8 protein-coding genes are annotated in these 16,493 nt (G+C 48.8%); all 8 read right to left on the bottom strand.

Annotated features, from left to right (window positions below):
* Positions 1-25 precede the first annotated feature (25 nt).
* A complete protein-coding gene (locus NQ546_RS05155) occupies positions 26-1,996 on the bottom strand; it encodes an ABC-F family ATP-binding cassette domain-containing protein (protein ID WP_004288957.1) in 1,971 nt (656 codons plus the stop codon).
* Between the two features lie 337 nt (positions 1,997-2,333).
* The gene (locus NQ546_RS05150; RefSeq protein WP_004288956.1) at positions 2,334-3,245 is read right to left on the bottom strand and encodes a glycosyltransferase family protein; all 912 of its coding nucleotides are present in this window, start codon (positions 3,243-3,245) and stop codon (positions 2,334-2,336) included.
* A gap of 175 nt (positions 3,246-3,420) precedes the next feature.
* On the bottom strand, positions 3,421-5,775 hold the full coding sequence (gene tamL, locus NQ546_RS05145; RefSeq protein WP_004288955.1) for a translocation and assembly module lipoprotein TamL: 2,355 nt from the start codon (positions 5,773-5,775) through the stop codon (positions 3,421-3,423).
* Between the two features lies 1 nt (position 5,776).
* Positions 5,777-10,318 carry a translocation/assembly module TamB domain-containing protein gene (locus NQ546_RS05140; protein WP_004288954.1) on the bottom strand — a complete coding sequence of 1,514 codons (4,542 nt, stop codon included), beginning with the start codon at positions 10,316-10,318 and terminating at the stop codon, positions 5,777-5,779.
* A 108-nt stretch (positions 10,319-10,426) separates the two neighbouring features.
* Positions 10,427-12,763: a hybrid sensor histidine kinase/response regulator gene (locus NQ546_RS05135; RefSeq protein WP_004288953.1), complete on the bottom strand. Its 2,337-nt coding sequence runs from the start codon at positions 12,761-12,763 to the stop codon at positions 10,427-10,429.
* 30 nt (positions 12,764-12,793) lie between these two features.
* Positions 12,794-14,131, bottom strand: coding sequence for an MATE family efflux transporter (locus tag NQ546_RS05130; protein WP_004288952.1), 1,338 nt, complete (start codon positions 14,129-14,131; stop codon positions 12,794-12,796).
* 207 nt (positions 14,132-14,338) lie between these two features.
* Positions 14,339-15,574: a M16 family metallopeptidase gene (locus NQ546_RS05125; RefSeq protein WP_004288950.1), complete on the bottom strand. Its 1,236-nt coding sequence runs from the start codon at positions 15,572-15,574 to the stop codon at positions 14,339-14,341.
* A 31-nt stretch (positions 15,575-15,605) separates the two neighbouring features.
* The gene (locus NQ546_RS05120) at positions 15,606-16,445 is read right to left on the bottom strand and encodes a peptidylprolyl isomerase (RefSeq protein ID WP_004288949.1); all 840 of its coding nucleotides are present in this window, start codon (positions 16,443-16,445) and stop codon (positions 15,606-15,608) included.
* Positions 16,446-16,493: the final 48 nt, after the last annotated feature.

Below are 16,493 nucleotides of genomic sequence, written 5' to 3'. Positions count from 1 at the left end.
CTTAGTATAAATAAATGTTATAAGATTATTTTCTTGCCTCCTCTAACTCACTGGAAGCGGCATCCCATTCTTCCATCACATTGTCCAATTGCGCTTTCAACTTTTGGTGCTGCTCATAAAGCGCCATGTCCGAAGCACCTTCCGGTGTAGCCATTTTGGTTTCAAGGATAGAGATAGCCGACTCTGTCTGTTCTATCTCTGCTTCACAATCCGCCACACGACGTTCCAGCTTTTTGAGTTTCTTATTGAGTTCCTTTTGTTCCTCATAAGAGAGTTTGGCGGCAGAAGTTTGGCTTGCCGCCGCTCCGGCGTTGCTGCCGGCTACCGTTTTTCCCACAGCAGGTGAAGATGACAATGAAGGAGATTTCTGCAAATCGTTCAGGTTCTCTATCTGCTTTTTCTGCAAGAAATCATAGATACCTCCAAGATGCTCTTTCACCAGTCCGCCACCGAACTCATATACTTTAGTCGCAAGACCATCCAAAAAGTCACGATCATGACTGACAATTATCACTGTACCGTCAAAATCCCGGATTGCTTCTTTCAAAACGTCCTTTGAACGCATATCAAGATGATTCGTAGGCTCATCAAGAATCAGGAAATTCACCGGTTCCAGCAGGAGCTTAATCATGGCAAGACGGGTGCGTTCTCCTCCGGAAAGCACTTTCACCTTCTTGTCCGAAGCCTCTCCGCCAAACATGAACGCTCCCAATATATCCCGTATCTTCAGCCGGATATCTCCTACTGCCACACGATCAATCGTATCGAAGACAGTCCGGTTTTCATCCAGCAATTGTGCCTGGTTCTGTGCAAAATAGCCGATTTGCACATTGTGCCCCAAAGTCAGCTTGCCGGTATAATCCGTAATCTCATCCATAATGCACTTCACAAGCGTGGACTTACCTTCACCGTTCTTACCAACGAAAGCGACCTTTTCGCCGCGGTTAATAGTAAGATTAACATCATGGAAGATAACATGGCTTCCATAGGCTTTGGCCACATCCTCACAAATAACAGGGTAACTCCCACTACGGCTACTGCAAACAAATTTCAACCGTAAAGAAGAATTATCTTCCTCATCCACCTCAATGCGTTCTATCTTTTCGAGCTGTTTGATGCGGCTCTGCACTTGCACAGCTTTAGTGGCCTTATAACGGAAACGCTCGATAAAATCTTCCGTATCCTGTATCTGTTTCTGCTGGTTTTCATAAGCACGAAGCTGCTGTTCGCGACGTTCCTTGCGGAGCACCACAAACTCATCATACTTCACTTTATAATCGTATATGCGTCCGCAGGTTATTTCGATAGTGCGGGTAGTGACATTGTTCAGAAAAGCCCGGTCGTGGCTGACAAGCACCACTGCATTGGCACGAGTGGAAAGAAAATTCTCCAGCCACTGGATGCTCTCTATATCAAGGTGGTTCGTTGGCTCGTCCAGCAACAGTACATCCGGACGGCGCAGCAATAACTTGGCAAGTTCGATACGCATACGCCAGCCTCCGGAAAATTCGCTCGTAGAACGGTCGAAGTCCTCACGACTGAATCCCAATCCCTGAAGGGTACGTTCTATTTCAGCACGATAGTTTGTCCCCCCCATCATCAGGAAACGTTCATTCTCATGAGTAAAACGATCAATCAGTTTCTGATACTCTTCGCTATCATAATCGGTACGTTCGGCAAGCTGTTGGTTCATTCGCTCGATGTCGGCCTGCATTTCAAAGATATGCTCAAAAGCCAACTCAGCTTCCTGCATAACGGTGCGTTCGTCACTGAGTACCATTACCTGGGGTAAATACCCGATAGTACATTCGCGTGGAACGGCAACAACTCCGGCGGTAGGCTGTTGCAAGCCTGCCAATATCTTGAGCATGGTAGATTTGCCCGCACCATTCTTGCCTACAAGGGCGATGCGGTCTTTCTTATTGATGACGTAAGAAACGTCTTCGAACAGAGCGGTAGCATTAAACTCCACCTTCAGTCCTTCTACGGATATCATAGTGTCAATGAATTTATCGTTTCAAGACTGCAAAGGTAGCGATTTTCAGTAGTATATAATAAGGAAAAGGATATAAATTGGGGCGTGCCTTTTTGTACCTTGCCTTGGTACGGCTTATATCTCACTATGGTACAGCTTGTACCTTGCCATGGTACAGACCGTACCTTAGTAAGGTACAAGCCGTACCAAACGGTGGAATTACTCGGTACATGCAAGTTTTTGGTTATCAAAGCAGTATACAAGAGAGGGGACTATCCCCTTACAGAGACAGTCCCCTCTTTATTTTTATCACCTACTGTCCGGCAATAACCGAACAACAGGGAATAATCACACAGCTTTAGAAAAGTTTGGCAGGATATTCTCCGGCGTCTACCAATGCCTGAATCTTATCAACCACACTCTGACGGTCTTCCGGATAAGTGACGCCGAACCACTTGCTGGTAGTATCGAGCACCTCGCAAGTTGCCACACCATCATTAATCAGTTTATCCACCATCAACGGAATAAAGAACTCGCTCTTCAGATTCTCCATGTTCTTCGGATCGCTAAGGAACGTTTTGAAGAACTCCTCGCTGTAAGCAAAATAATCGGGAGTGAATCCCCAGAAGTTCATGCTCACCGGAGTAGTATCAGGAGTAGCAGTCCACTCGCCATTATCATCGATATACTTCACTTCACCGTCCATACGCTGAATCTTGGTGCGCTCTACAACAGAGGTCAGCAAGTTGTTCTCATCCGTACCGCAAAGCCCGCGTGACACAGTGCCGCTTTCGCTTAATGTGTTTCCGATGCGGAAACCGACCATTGAATATACATTCTTAGAACCCTCAGGAAGTGCAGACAGGAACTTTCCCATTACCTGAAAAGAATCACGCCCATAGAAGTCATCGCAATTGATAACGGCAAACGGTTCCTTTATCACATCCGCCCCCATCATTACAGCATGATTAGTACCCCAAGGTTTGGTACGGTCTGCCGGGCAGGTAAAGCCTTCGGGGAGCGCATCTAATCCCTGAAAAACCAACTCGCAAGGAATATGCCCTTCGTATTTAGAAATGATTTTATCTCGAAAATCCTGTTCAAAGTCTTTACGGATAACAAAAACGAGCTTACCGAATCCGGCATTAATAGCATCGTAAATTGAATAATCCATAATAGTTTCGCCATTTGGGCCCAGTCCGTCCAATTGCTTTAAGCCACCATAACGGCTACCCATACCGGCCGCTAATAAAAATAAAGTTGGTTTCATATCAGTTATTATTAAAAAAAGGTTAGTGTATCATGGTTGATAACAGGTGCAAAAGTAGTAAAATTTATATCAGTTGGGGGGTATTTTAGTCCATTCTTTACAAGAATCGTCCAAAACCCCACCTTATTAACCTATACTTTCACTCCCAGCTCACATTTTGAGCCGATACATCTTATCAGAACGGGTAACCGATAGCAAAATGCAACGCCAAGCTGTCTTTGAACTTCGGAATATTGTAGTATCCCGACTTTCCCGTTTCGTACGGGTCGTGCAATCCCACTCCGCAATCCAGACGGAAAACCAAGAAATCCATATCATAACGCAAGCCAGCGCCGGTGCCCAAAGCTATCTGCTTGGCAAAATTCTTCAAAGAGAATTCGCCGTTAGGACGTGAATCATCTTTACGCATCAACCACACATTGCCCGCATCCAAGAACACCGCTCCATGCAAATCGCCGATAATGCGGAAACGGTACTCCAGATTAGCCTCCAGACGTATATCACCCACATGATTGATGAAAGAATATTTACTCTCTTTATCCGGCGCATATCCTCCCGGACCTATGTTGCGGGCAGAAAAAGCACGCACACTGTTAGCACCCCCAATATAAAACTGTTCGGTATAAGGAGCCGCCAACGCATTTCCGTAGGACCATATCACCCCACCGGCTATACGCGAAGCAATCAGCTGGTTCTTATCAATCTTGTAATGATAGCGGAACTCACTGTTTACCTTTAAGAACTGTGCAAAAGGAACGCCCATCAGTTTCTTGTCCTGCTCGCTGAAGGGCTTTCCGAAAATGCGGTAAATACACGAAGTAAGGTTACCGGCCGAACTTACGGTGGTCTGCCACCAGATAGGATTTCGTACGTGCGATAAAGGAGCGTTATCATACGTGTACATATATTCTATAACGGGAATAAACTGGTCGCGCAGACTGACATAAAGCGCCGGATTTTCCGCCTGCAACTCCTTAAAAGCCTCCGTAGGGTTACGAAGCACATTAAACGTCAGTTTGAACGGAGTGAAACTATGCTTGCTCGTACGCTTCGGCTGAAAATCATAAGTAGCGTTTCCTCCAAACGCCAGCAGTTTATAGTACTTGGCCCGATTCAACTGGTCGACATACAATTTAAACGTAGTAGTTGCCGGAAAGTCATACTCCTTATCACCAAAGCGAGGAAAGACCACACGCGGAAACATAAGAGAAGTAGACAATCCCATCTCATAGCTGTTCATTGCCGAAGAACGGTCTTTACCCGTCTGCCATTCATACGAATCATCCAGCTTAACATTCCACGCTTCGCCGCCGCCAAACACATTGTTCTTCGTTACAGTGAACGAAGCTCCCGGACCTGTTTGGTTATTACTTTTCATCTTCACATTGAAATCCAGCTCGGCATCATAAGGTTTGTCGAGAGCCGCATGAATATTCACATCCAGCGTATCACACACAAATGTCGTGTCGCGCGGAGTATACTGCATTTCAAGATAGCGGAAGATGCCCACATTATTCAAACGCTCCTGCACACGAGTCTGACGATACAAACTATACAGGTTCTGCATGGAACGCTTGCGGGAAATACCGGTACTGTCCTGTACCTGACGCTTCTGACGGTACGCTTGGTAGTTCAGCCACCTGTAAACCATGTTGGGACGCACCCTCAGCTTGTCGTGATAATAAATACGCAACCCCTTATAATCCATACTGTCATTAGGAGCCTGCCCTTGCTTTCCATAAAGATAGAAGGCCCTTTTACCTACATAAAACGGCTTTTCGGCAACCGCAGGCATACCGGGAGCAGGCACCATGCGCATAGTGACATGTCCGCCGGGCACCAGAGTCGTATCTGCCTGATAGGTCAGATAGTCGGGACGGAAATAATAGCATCCCACATTGCGCAACAAGGTACTGATGCGGGTACGTTCTCCGTCAAGATCGGTCACATTAAACTGTTCGCCCGGACTGATGAGCGAACGGCGGCGGCTCATATTCATGATTTGCAAAGTCCGTTTACTGAAACCATGATAGTAAACCGTATCAATGAAATAGGGATTACGCATATCCACCGTATATTGTATCTTCGCCTTTAATGAGTCCTTAGGATTCAGGAATGTTTTATAGCTCACCGTACCGTTAAAGTAACCGTAATCCCGTAACAAATTGGCGGCTGCTTTCTGTCGGATATCAGGATTTACGGACGACATCAATACCGGTTTTGCGGCAAAACGGTTGAATATCCACCTGCCAAAGCCTTTCTCATATTTCACAAATCCATTGTATATCCACAGTCCCATGGGGAAAGGTATACGAATACTGGAACTGCCCAGCAAAGAATTGTTGGGGGCAGTGGCAAGCGCAGCTTCAACCTCTTCCATCGCAATTTCACCTACCGGAGTGGTGCTGCGGTTTTCAACAATCATCGTTTTTTGTCCCGTATACAGGATTTCGCCTTCCGGCAGATGCTTGGTCGTGGAACATCCTGCCAAAAATAGGACACCTGCTATATATAATATCAGTCGTTTCATATCATTCTACAGTTTGTTTCTTCTTTTTCTTGAAGATGAAAAGTTCACCCAGGCGGTCCATCTTACGGCGAAGTACAAGGCCGACTCCTGTTTCCGTTATTTCTCCATCGAGTACACTCTCGTAGTTTTTGTCATAGAACACCCGGACATAACGCGTACCGGACGTGTCCAACCTATACTCCAGTGAGATATTATCGATGAATGATTCCGCATCGTTCGTGGCATTGGCACCGGTCGTCACCTTACCTCCGATAACAATCTGTACGCGATCGTTGAAGAGGCGTTGTGAATAGCGGAAACTATAATCGGTCTGTTTATCACCGGTTTCGGCCGCTGTACGGTCTTCCATACCCATGGTGAAACTTGCATTGATACTTTGAAAAGCAGAACCCGCCAATGAGTTAATCTGACTCTGGATAACACTGTTCAAGGCACTACCCATAGACAATCCGCCACCTTTGACACCACTATTCATATAAACGCCCGTTGCCAACATGGCAATGGCCTGCTTACTGCGTTCTTCAGCTCCCATAGCCTGCAATTCGTTTTCAACTGTGGCATCATCCGGAGCTGTTATATCGAAGATCAGTTCGGGAGCATCAAGCCTGTTCTTTATGGCTATGGACACGTCAAAGTTCACCACGCGTGACCCGCCGTCATTGCCGTCGGCAACCGAAGCACGCATACGTTCCGTCGCTTTGAGGTTCAGTGTAGGATTCATCGGATCACCGCGCCAGTCCACATAGCTTCCGTTATTAATCTGGAACTCTTTCAACGGAATGACCGGAAGCGAATATTTCATGATTCCCCCCGAAAGCGTATAACGTCCCGTAAGACTTATATCACCCTGCGGAGTATATTGCATATTCAGGTCTCCACCACCCTCCAGTTCTATAAACTTACTACGGTCAGGACTCAAATCGGCACGCAGACGTACGGCATTGTCAATGTGTACGGACATAATCATATCCATACCGCCCAAAGACATAGCAGGAACCTCATCGGCACTCACCGAAGCCGTATCCGCAAAGGAAGTAAAAGTAACCAGCCCTTCAAGACGGTCTTCCACCGTCAACGGTGAGTCTGTCAGCACATAGGTAACATCCGTATTTCCCAGCAGATTCATATTTCCACGCATGGTCAAAGCATCCAAAGGTCCTCGAACCGTAGCATTCAAGTCGACAAACACCTTACCGTAGATCAGGCTTTCGCGGGTACGCGGCGCATCCAGCAATGTATAATTCTCTGCCAGCAACTTCAGGTTTGCCGTAGGACGTTCCAAGTTGCGGAAGTCCACCTTACCGTCAATGGTAAACGGATTCTTACTGGTAGTGTAGATAGCAAACTTATCAAATATCAGTTGGTTGTCCTTAACCTGTACAGGACGGTCGTCAAACCAATAACGCGCCCCCGCCTGACGAGCATATACCGACACACTGTCCAACGTAACATCCCCGTCCATCTTAGGTTTCTCCAACGGTCCGTAGATATGCACTCCACCGTCAATGTCACCGGTGAAAGACACCATCTGATCCGGAATAAAGGCATTGGCTATCTTCATAGGGAAGTGTTCAAAAGTAGTAGTTACCTCCAGTGTGTCTCTACCATTCTTTTGCGTCAGCATACCGTCCGCCACCAACACCTCCTGATTGTCATAACTGAAATAAGTATTTAAATAATGTGTAGCCCCCTTGTCTCCCGGAAGCCACGTAGCACCCATACCGACGTCTCCTACATGCTGGCGTTCGTACGTCAGTTCATCAATGTTGGCTTCGGCAGAAACCTGCAAAGAAGTAGGCGTCTGTATGTACTGCGCTTCGGCAGAGAACAAGCCGGTCAGCCGGGGCATATAAGGAAGCACCTCACTCAACTCACCCAACTGCAGGCGGCTGAGTTCCACATTCATATTCTGTAATGAGACACTATCATTCCTGTCCGATTGCATACGGAAGCCCAAACCGTTGTCGCTATCCATATCGATATTGGCGTAGACACGCATATTCTTATGCAGATAGACCCAGTTGCTATTATCCACAAAATGGAATTTACGGTACGCAATAACAGGTTCGGCAGGCGTCAGGTTAAGCAACACTCCATTGCCTTTACCCTGTCCCTCCGTCAACGGACGGGCATTAACGCCAAACAGCACTCCGGTCTGCCCCTCTCCGTCCACATAATTCACAGTCAGTTCGGCATCCTCACTCCGGATCTCTCCCGTCAACGTACTGCGGAATACAAACTGCGGATTCTTCGGTCCGTTGATCACACCGCTTTGCAACATCATCCGGGAAGTATCCTGCTTCACTGTAAAGAAGATTGTATCGAGTTGCAACGAGTCCACCCGTAAGCCATGAACAGCCGTCCGCCCATTGATGCCCCGCGTCGGTGTAGAGCCGAAACGAAGGATGAAGTCATTGAATGTTATATCTTTTGTCTTCAAGAAGTAGCTGACAGGATTGGCCTGTCCTGCCGTCAGCTGCATGCCAGCCGAAGGAAGCACCCGCCGCAAAGCCGCATGATCCAGCCTGCTATCCTCTATCTGCTTCGTAAGAATGGCAACAAACTCATCCGACTGCTCCAGCAACTCCTTCAAAGTGCTGCGGGCCCGGAACTGAAGGTTCATATCGCCGGCATCCATTTGCAACTTAATGGAGTCGTGGCGTGCCTCCGCACCCAGACTAAACGCAAACGGATGCTCCAAAGGTTTGGGAGCAACTCCCAGTTTGTATAAATCCAGCTCTTCTACATTCACATTCAACTTACCGTCCATATATTTACGGTCAAGCCGCATATCAGCCTCGGTCTGCATTTTCAACAATGCATTATCACTCGTCAGATGCACAGACGCTACCGACGACTTTAAGCCCGCATCCAAATCTACGCCCGAAATATTCCAGCGGGCATATTGCAATTCATCCAGCTTGGCTTCTACGCGGGCGATGGTTTTATGTGAAGCCACATCCACTCCCTGCCCTTTAGCGGTAACGCGGGCTGTAAGCGTATAGATAGAATCCTTGGGCAAAAAATGATGAAGTTGCAAAGCATCTATGGCAAGGTCGGCGTGGTAGACCTCTGTGTTCAAGTTGTAGGCAGCATCCAAACCCAGACTACCCTCTCCTTCTTTGATTTTCAGGATTGCATTGCATTGCGGTCCGTCGAGACCGAGACGTGCCACAAGATTCATACTGTCGGGCACAATGATAGAGCCGTCGGGAGTTACTCCGGTGAGTCCGGTAAGGAAATTGAGGTCCTGCGTCTGCATTTCAAAGTCAAGTCCCCCGTTGCGTGTCAAGCTGTCCGTAAGGTTCCACAACTCACCGCCTCCACTCAAAAAGAAGGCACCGGGCAATTCAGCCGTAAAGCGGGAGATCTGCATCTGCTTCAAATTACCCTCCGTACCGGCATGGATCACCAACGGTCGGAAAGGATAAGCTTCCTTAAAAGTTTCGGGTAACCCGCCGGCAAAAAGCAGCACATCCTGCTTACCGATATTGGCATTGAAGCGGGCCGACAGATGTCCGGTAGTGGGGATATCTACCAGTTTCCAATAGGTCTGCGCCGTCAGGTCCATATCGCTGTGCGGGGTTTTGAGTTGCAGATAAGGGATACGGATAAGGGTTGAATCGGCAAACAGGCGCCCGGTCAACGAAGTCACAGTCAGTCCGGAACGGTCGTACATGGAAAACTCACGAATAATTGCGTTCATGTCACGACCGCAAGCCATCACTGAATCAATGCCGATACGAATATCGCGCAATGCGATATGCGAAGCGTCGAAACCCTCAACGGGAGCAGCCATGCCCGAATCATAATTCACAGCGGATTCCGTAAGCGTAAACCGCCGCCAACCATAGAACTGGCGTTTGAGGTCGACATTCGCATCCTCGATGCTTGCATCTCCGATATTGGCTCCCAACGCCATAGAGTCGAGTGGCATCTGCAAATCTACCGAAACATTTTTCAGCTTCAGGTTATGCAGCGCTATCCGCCAGTTGACAGCGGTCTCAGTAGAATCTTTCGGAGTCTCGGTAGTATCGGCAAGCATTACCTGCATATGGGTATTGCTCAATTCCACATTGTTCAGTATGGCATCCTCTTTTTTCAGGTCGATGCCATGGCTTTCAAGGAAGAACCGCCCGAGTGTCCCCTTGATGTGCATTCCTTCCAGCAGATTGGAAGAATTTACGGCAACCTGTTGCAAGGTTATGGCGTTCACCTCTACCCTACCTTGCAATAAAGGCCATGCCTGTACGCTGACATTCAGGCTTCCGAGGTTCAGCAAAGTATCGGGATGTTGGACATCAGCGGCATCCGCCTCTGACTGCACCACCTGTACGCCACGCACAAGCAGGTTCAAAGGAAAACGAAGGTCTATTCGTTCTACGGAGATATTCATGCCCGTAGCGTCCGATGCGATTGCCGTAGCCTGCTTCCGTATAAAATTCTGTACCGGAGGCACATACAGCAATATCATCAATATTACAAATAGGACAATAGGGGTGAGCAACACCCAAAGTGCCCCCTTTAACCATTTTCTTCTCATTGGAACGTCAAACTGTCATGTATTAAAAGTTGTACAAAGTAAACAATTAATTTTGAGATAAGGTTCCTAAAAAGTGAAAATACTGTGCTATACCGGTGTTTATGGCCGTCAACCCAAATCGGTCCGGGTCTGTGAGCGAAGAATATCCTCAATGAGGGCAAGCGAACGGAGGGCACGTTGTTCCTGTTCCTCAGTGAAGGAAGCCCCTCGCAGGCTTTCCAATATTTTGAGTTCCCCTACCAGTTCCGTAGCCCCAATCAACGTGAAGAGTGGAATCATCTTATGCGAAACGGCAGCCACCTCATCCATATCTGCCATGTCCACAGCCTTCTGCAAACGTCCGGCATTGAGACGGGTCTCGGAGATGAAACTCTTGAGAATGGAGTCGGCAGCATCCGAGTCGTCACCGGAGAAAGCGGTAAGCGCCGAGAAGTTATAAGGACAACCCGGAGCAGAAGTTCCGGATGTATGTTCCGCCGGATGCTCCGCGGCAGACTCAGACACTCGTTCATCTTGCGAGGCAGGCATCTGCCCGATGCCCTCCATGTCCAGTTCGCGAAAAAGTTCCGCCACCGTAAACGGCTTATGCAGGCAACCGGCAAAGCCATACGCCTTAAACTCCTCCGGTTTCATGTCGCTACGGGCAGTGACCGCTATTACAGGAATGGTTTGCGCTTGGGGGAGATTCGATGCACGCAACAGTTTCAGCAGGTCGAAGCCACTTATCGCCGGCATCTGTACATCGGTGAGCAGTACGTCAAAAGTCCCGGAGCGTAAAGCATCCAGCAACTCATCCGGCTGCATGCACGACACAGAGGTGATGCCGCTATGTTGAAGCATGGCCGCGGTAAGTGTAAGCTGGATACTATCATCATCAATAAGCAATACCCGAAGCGAAGGCGAAGAAGGGACGGGAAGCGGTTCCTCCTCTTTTTCCTGCATTTCCTCACCGGTGCGCTCCGGCATCCGTACGGGGAACAGAGGCACGCGCAATGTGAACGTACTTCCTTTGCCCGGCACGCTGTCCACATCGATTGTCCCCTCAAGCAATTGCACAAGCATACGTACAATGGAGAGCCCAAGGCCGAACCCCTCCTTGCCCTGTGCACCGGGCAGGCGGGTAAACTCCTGAAAAATCCGTTCCCTGTCGGCAGGCCCCATGCCCTTGCCCGTATCGGCAACGGCAACAACCAGCCTACGGTTCTCATAACACGCCGTCATCGTCACACAGCCCTTGTCGGTGAACTTCACTGCATTGGAGAGCAGGTTATTGATTATCTGGCGAAGGCGAAGCGGGTCGCTGATATAAGTACCCTCCAGTTCGGGAGCAATGTTGCAATGCAGTTCCAGTCCCTTGGCAGAGGTCAGCGGTTCAAAGCTGACATGAATCTCTTCCAACAGTCGGGCCGGATGGAAAGTCACCCGGTTTATTTCCGCTTTATGGAGATCAAGTCGATGAAAATCGAGCAGGTCGACCACCAGTTTCAGCAGATGTTCCGAGGAAGTTTTCATGTTATCCAGATAGAAACGCTGCCGTTCGTCCACCGTCAGCCGGGAAAGCAGATCGGCATATCCCATGATGGAACCGAGTGGCGCTTTAAAGTCGTGGGTAATGGCAAGCATCATCTTCTCCCGCATGGCCAGCAAATCTTCGGCGCGCTTGCGGGCTTCTTCCAGCTCGCGACGGTAACGGTTGCTGCGCGCAATGTCACGCCCTATAATTATCAGGAAAAAGACGGACAGCAACACTGCCCCCACTGCAATGCTGCTGATTATCTTAACGGAATGGCCGCGCACAGACTGCCGGTAGTCCGCCTCTTCGCGGGCACGTTGCAAGGTTTCCTGCTCATATCCTTTCAGCAAACTGTCTATACGGGCGGTCAGCATCTTGTCCATGCGTTGCAAAGTGAGCCTGCGGCGTCGCACAATCGAGTCGCTCACCTTCTTCTGTTGCGCCACAGCACGCAGTTTTTCCTGAAGGGAGTCTACCGGATTGTAGACATCGATCACTGTATCCGTAGCGTATTCAAGGGAAGTCTTCACCTGAATGGCGGTATCTTTTTTGGGCGGTACAAACACTTCGCCCAAACGGCGGAAGAAACCTTTCTTCTTGGGTTTGGTAACCACTGTGTCGCGATGCGTGATGATACGGCGTTGTACGCGCCGGTTGGTGACCACCGAGTCCTGCCGGGTGGCTATGATATTCTCTATCGCACTGGTAGACACCATGCTTTCACTGGTCTCGCTCAGCACACGCAGCATATAAATGGTATTCTCATCTTTCTCCCGGAGTAACGTAATCAGGCTGTCCGTCCAGTGCACATCCTGATTTTCGGAATGCATGAGATTCTCCATTTCCCGGTGCACAAAGAACAGGGAAAAGAACAACACTCCCAGCAACAGAGTGTATCCGACGACTATCTTTACTTTCGATACACTATTCATCGTTTAAAGAAAAAGGATAGGACCATCACTTCATCTCGCAGTCTTATACCGGAAGCGCAGCCATAGCATCAGCCCGGCGCTGGTCAGCCCGAACGGGAAAGCCATCCAGACTCCCACTAACCCCCAGCCCAGTACAAAACCGCAAAAATATCCTACGGGCAAAGATATAATAAAATAAGAAATAAATGCAATAATCATCATCGGCTTTACGTCCGATATTCCCCGCAGGGCATTGGCAAAGTTGATTTGCAAGCCGTCGCCAAACTGATAAATCAAGAAGGGGAAGAACAAAGACGCCACCAGCGCCGAGGCCTCCGCACTATCCGTAAACCAACCGCCCATTTGCCCGCGCAGCACAAAGACAATACTTAAAAGAATGATTTCCATAGCCATTATCAAGTGGAATCCGGCATACGTGGAACGGCGCACATTCTCCATATCACCCTGACCTTTGAAGTTGCTGACGCGCACAGCCACCGCCGCCCCCATGCCGTAGTACATCATAAACGTGAATTGCGAAATCGTGAGCATTATCTGATGGGACGCCAGAGCGATAGTGCCCAACCAGCCCACCATGATAGCACTAAGGCTGAAAGAAGCCGTCTCCATCCCCATTTGCAGGCCGACGGGCCAGCCCAGCGCATTAAGCTGCCTGAACACCGGGAACGACCACCCCATGCGTAAGAAACCAACCCGGTAGCGGAGGAACCGGCGGCTGCGGAGCACAATCATCGCAAAGACCGCCACCATCGCAATACGCGAGAACAGCGTGCTGATGCCCGCTCCCAGCAAGCCCAGTTCAGGAAAGCCCAGCTTACCGTTAATAAGGATATAGTTGCCTACGATGTTCAGCGCATTTCCACCCAACAATATCCACATAGCGGTCTTGGTATCCGTAATGCCATCCGTAAACTGCTTGAAACCATTGAACAACATAACGAAGACCAGCGAAGCAAGCAGCACCAGATAATAAGGCTTTATCAAAGGAATCAGCTCTTCGGGTTGCCCCAGACGCTCCACGTTGAAGTAGACCACCGTCATAACAAAAGTAAGGAGCAAAGCCACCAAGACATTCGCCACCAGGCTGCATCGTAATGCCTGCCCCGCCTCTGCAAAGCGACGGTTACCGTAAAGACTGCCCACAATGGGCGTCAGTCCGTAACTGAAACCGGTACTGAAAATTATACAAAGCGTAAACACATTGTTCACGAAAGAAGCTGCCCCCAGCTCTTCAGTACTGTGATGCCCTATCATCAGGGTATCCGCAAAACCAAGAATAATTACACCAAGCTGCCCGATTACAATGGGAAGCCCTAAAAAAATCAAAGCTTTGTAATGTTGCTTATAGCCGGCTATCAAATTCATCATCGTACAGTTTAATTTAATTCAAAAAGAATAAACTCCCAATTTATTCCTAATAAACCTCCGGTTTAATACTAATAAACTTCCGGTTTAATGGGAATAAACCGGAGGTATACTTAATAGGAATTTTTTGTATCATGCGAGGGAACAATTCTTCTTGAAAAACGAAACGTTTCCCTTTCCGCAAAGTAACGGAAATTCCCCCCCTACATATCACTTATCACTCTTATAATATAATACTACGGTATTGTTTTCACAGAAAGCACGCTGTGCCACAGTGTGTAATTGTTCCGTTGTGACGGAACGGTAACGCTCAACTTCAAGGTCGATATCTTCCGCCTTTCCCGTCAACTCAAACCAAGCGAGGTTTGTAGCCACGTTCAGGTAATTGATATTGCCGAATATCTGGGTCGATTCAAATTTATTCTTGACCTTTTCCAGCTCCTGTTCGCCCACCGGAGACTGTCGCAACTCTTCCAGCTCCCTGCGTACAGCAGCTTCCGCCTGCTCCAACGACACACCTGCCGCCGGCTTACCGCTGATTTGCAACAGTCCGGCATCACGCGTACCGCTGATATATGCATCGATACCGGAGAAGATGTTCTGTTCCTGCACCAGACGACGGTTCAGACGACTGGAGCGCCCATTGCTGAGAATATCCGACAGAATATCGAATGTATAATAATCGGCACTCCCGCGATCGCACATGTGATAACCCATCAGCAGAGCATCCAGCGGCACATTCCTTTCTACCGTCAGCCTGCGTTCTTCCGTCTGCTCCGGCTCTTGGGGCAACCGCCGCACCGGAACGTTCCTCCGCGGAACAGGACCGAACCACTTCTCGGTAAGCCTAACAGTTTCCTCCCATGAAATGTTTCCCGTCACTGCCAGCACAGCATTGTTCGGAGCATAGAAACGATAGAAGAACGACTTCACCTCATCCAGCGTGGCCTGTTCTATGTGCGAAAGTTCTTTGCCGATAGTGGGCCAGCGATACGGGTGCACCCGGAAAGCCAGCGGCCGGAACAGATGTCCTATGTCGCCGTATGGCTGGTTAAGGCAGCGTTGCTTGAACTCTTCCATCACAACGCCCCGCTGCACCTCAAGCCCCTGCTCGCTGAATGTCAGCTCCAGCATCCGGTCGGACTCCAACCAGAAGGCAGTCTCCACATTCGTTTTTGGAACTGTGAGGTAATAATTGGTTATGTCATTGTTGGTCCAAGCATTGTTTTCCCCTCCCGCCAGCTGCAAAGGGGTGTCATAATCGGGAATATGCGCCGAACCGCCAAACATCAGATGCTCGAACAAATGGGCAAAACCGGTGTGTTCCGGATGCTCATCGCGCGCACCGACATCATAGACGATGTTCAGCGCAACCATTTGCGTACTGGTATCCTCGTGATGCACCAGACGCAAGCCATTGGGGAAACAATGTTTGTTTATTTTCATACGCAGTGGATGAAGATGTGGCAAAAGTCCATCATTCCATCACAGTCACTTTCGTAATCTTCACATCCTCTTCAGGACGGTCGCTACGGTCTGTTTTCACCTGCTGTATCTTATCCACTACATCCATGCCTTCAAGCACTTCGCCGAATACGGTGTATTCTCCGTCCAAATGCGGTGTACCGCCGACGGTAGTATAGGCTTTCACCTGCTCCGGCGTGAAACGGAACTCCGGCTCATCGGCCACCTGAGCTTCGGCCTGTGCGATGAGCGTATCCTGCAAGTTCATCAATCCTTCCTGGTCACCGTCCTTACGCATCTTGTAGATCTCCTTCATGTGCTTCTGCGCCAAAGCGTTGAAAGCATTGTTCAGGCGTGCCTGATTCATCTGATGCTCCATGCCGAGAAGCGTAGAGTCATTATAAACCTTTCCGGTCACGATGTAGAACTGGCAGCCGGATGATTCCTTCTCCGGATTCACATTGTCACCCTGACGGGCAGCAGACAGCGCACCTTTCTTGTGGAAGTATTTGGGATAGACAAACTCTGCCGGAATGGTATAGCCAACATCACCTGCCCCCAGCATCTTGCCTTTCGGAGCATTTTTTGATTCGGGGTCACCGGCCTGTATCATGAAATCCTTGATGACGCGGTGAAACAGAGTGCCTTCATAGGTACCTTCCTCCGCAAGTTTGATAAAGTTATCACGATGCTTCGGCGTCTCGTTATACAGTTTCACGATGATGTCACCCGCAGTTGTTTCAATCTTCAACTTCGTTTCTTTTTCCATATTTCCGTCTTTCTTTTGTCCCGGTTTGCAAGCCACCAGACTGCAAGCCAGGATAGTTAATATTACAATGAGATTTCTTTTCATCTGTCTTTTTGTTTAATTTAAGCCTGCAAATATACTAAAATCGAACAA

It is taken from the genome of Bacteroides eggerthii (assembly GCF_025146565.1).
Classification (GTDB): domain Bacteria; phylum Bacteroidota; class Bacteroidia; order Bacteroidales; family Bacteroidaceae; genus Bacteroides; species Bacteroides eggerthii.
Note: the sequence above shows the minus strand (reverse complement) of the source record. Positions and strands in the feature narration are given on the sequence as shown.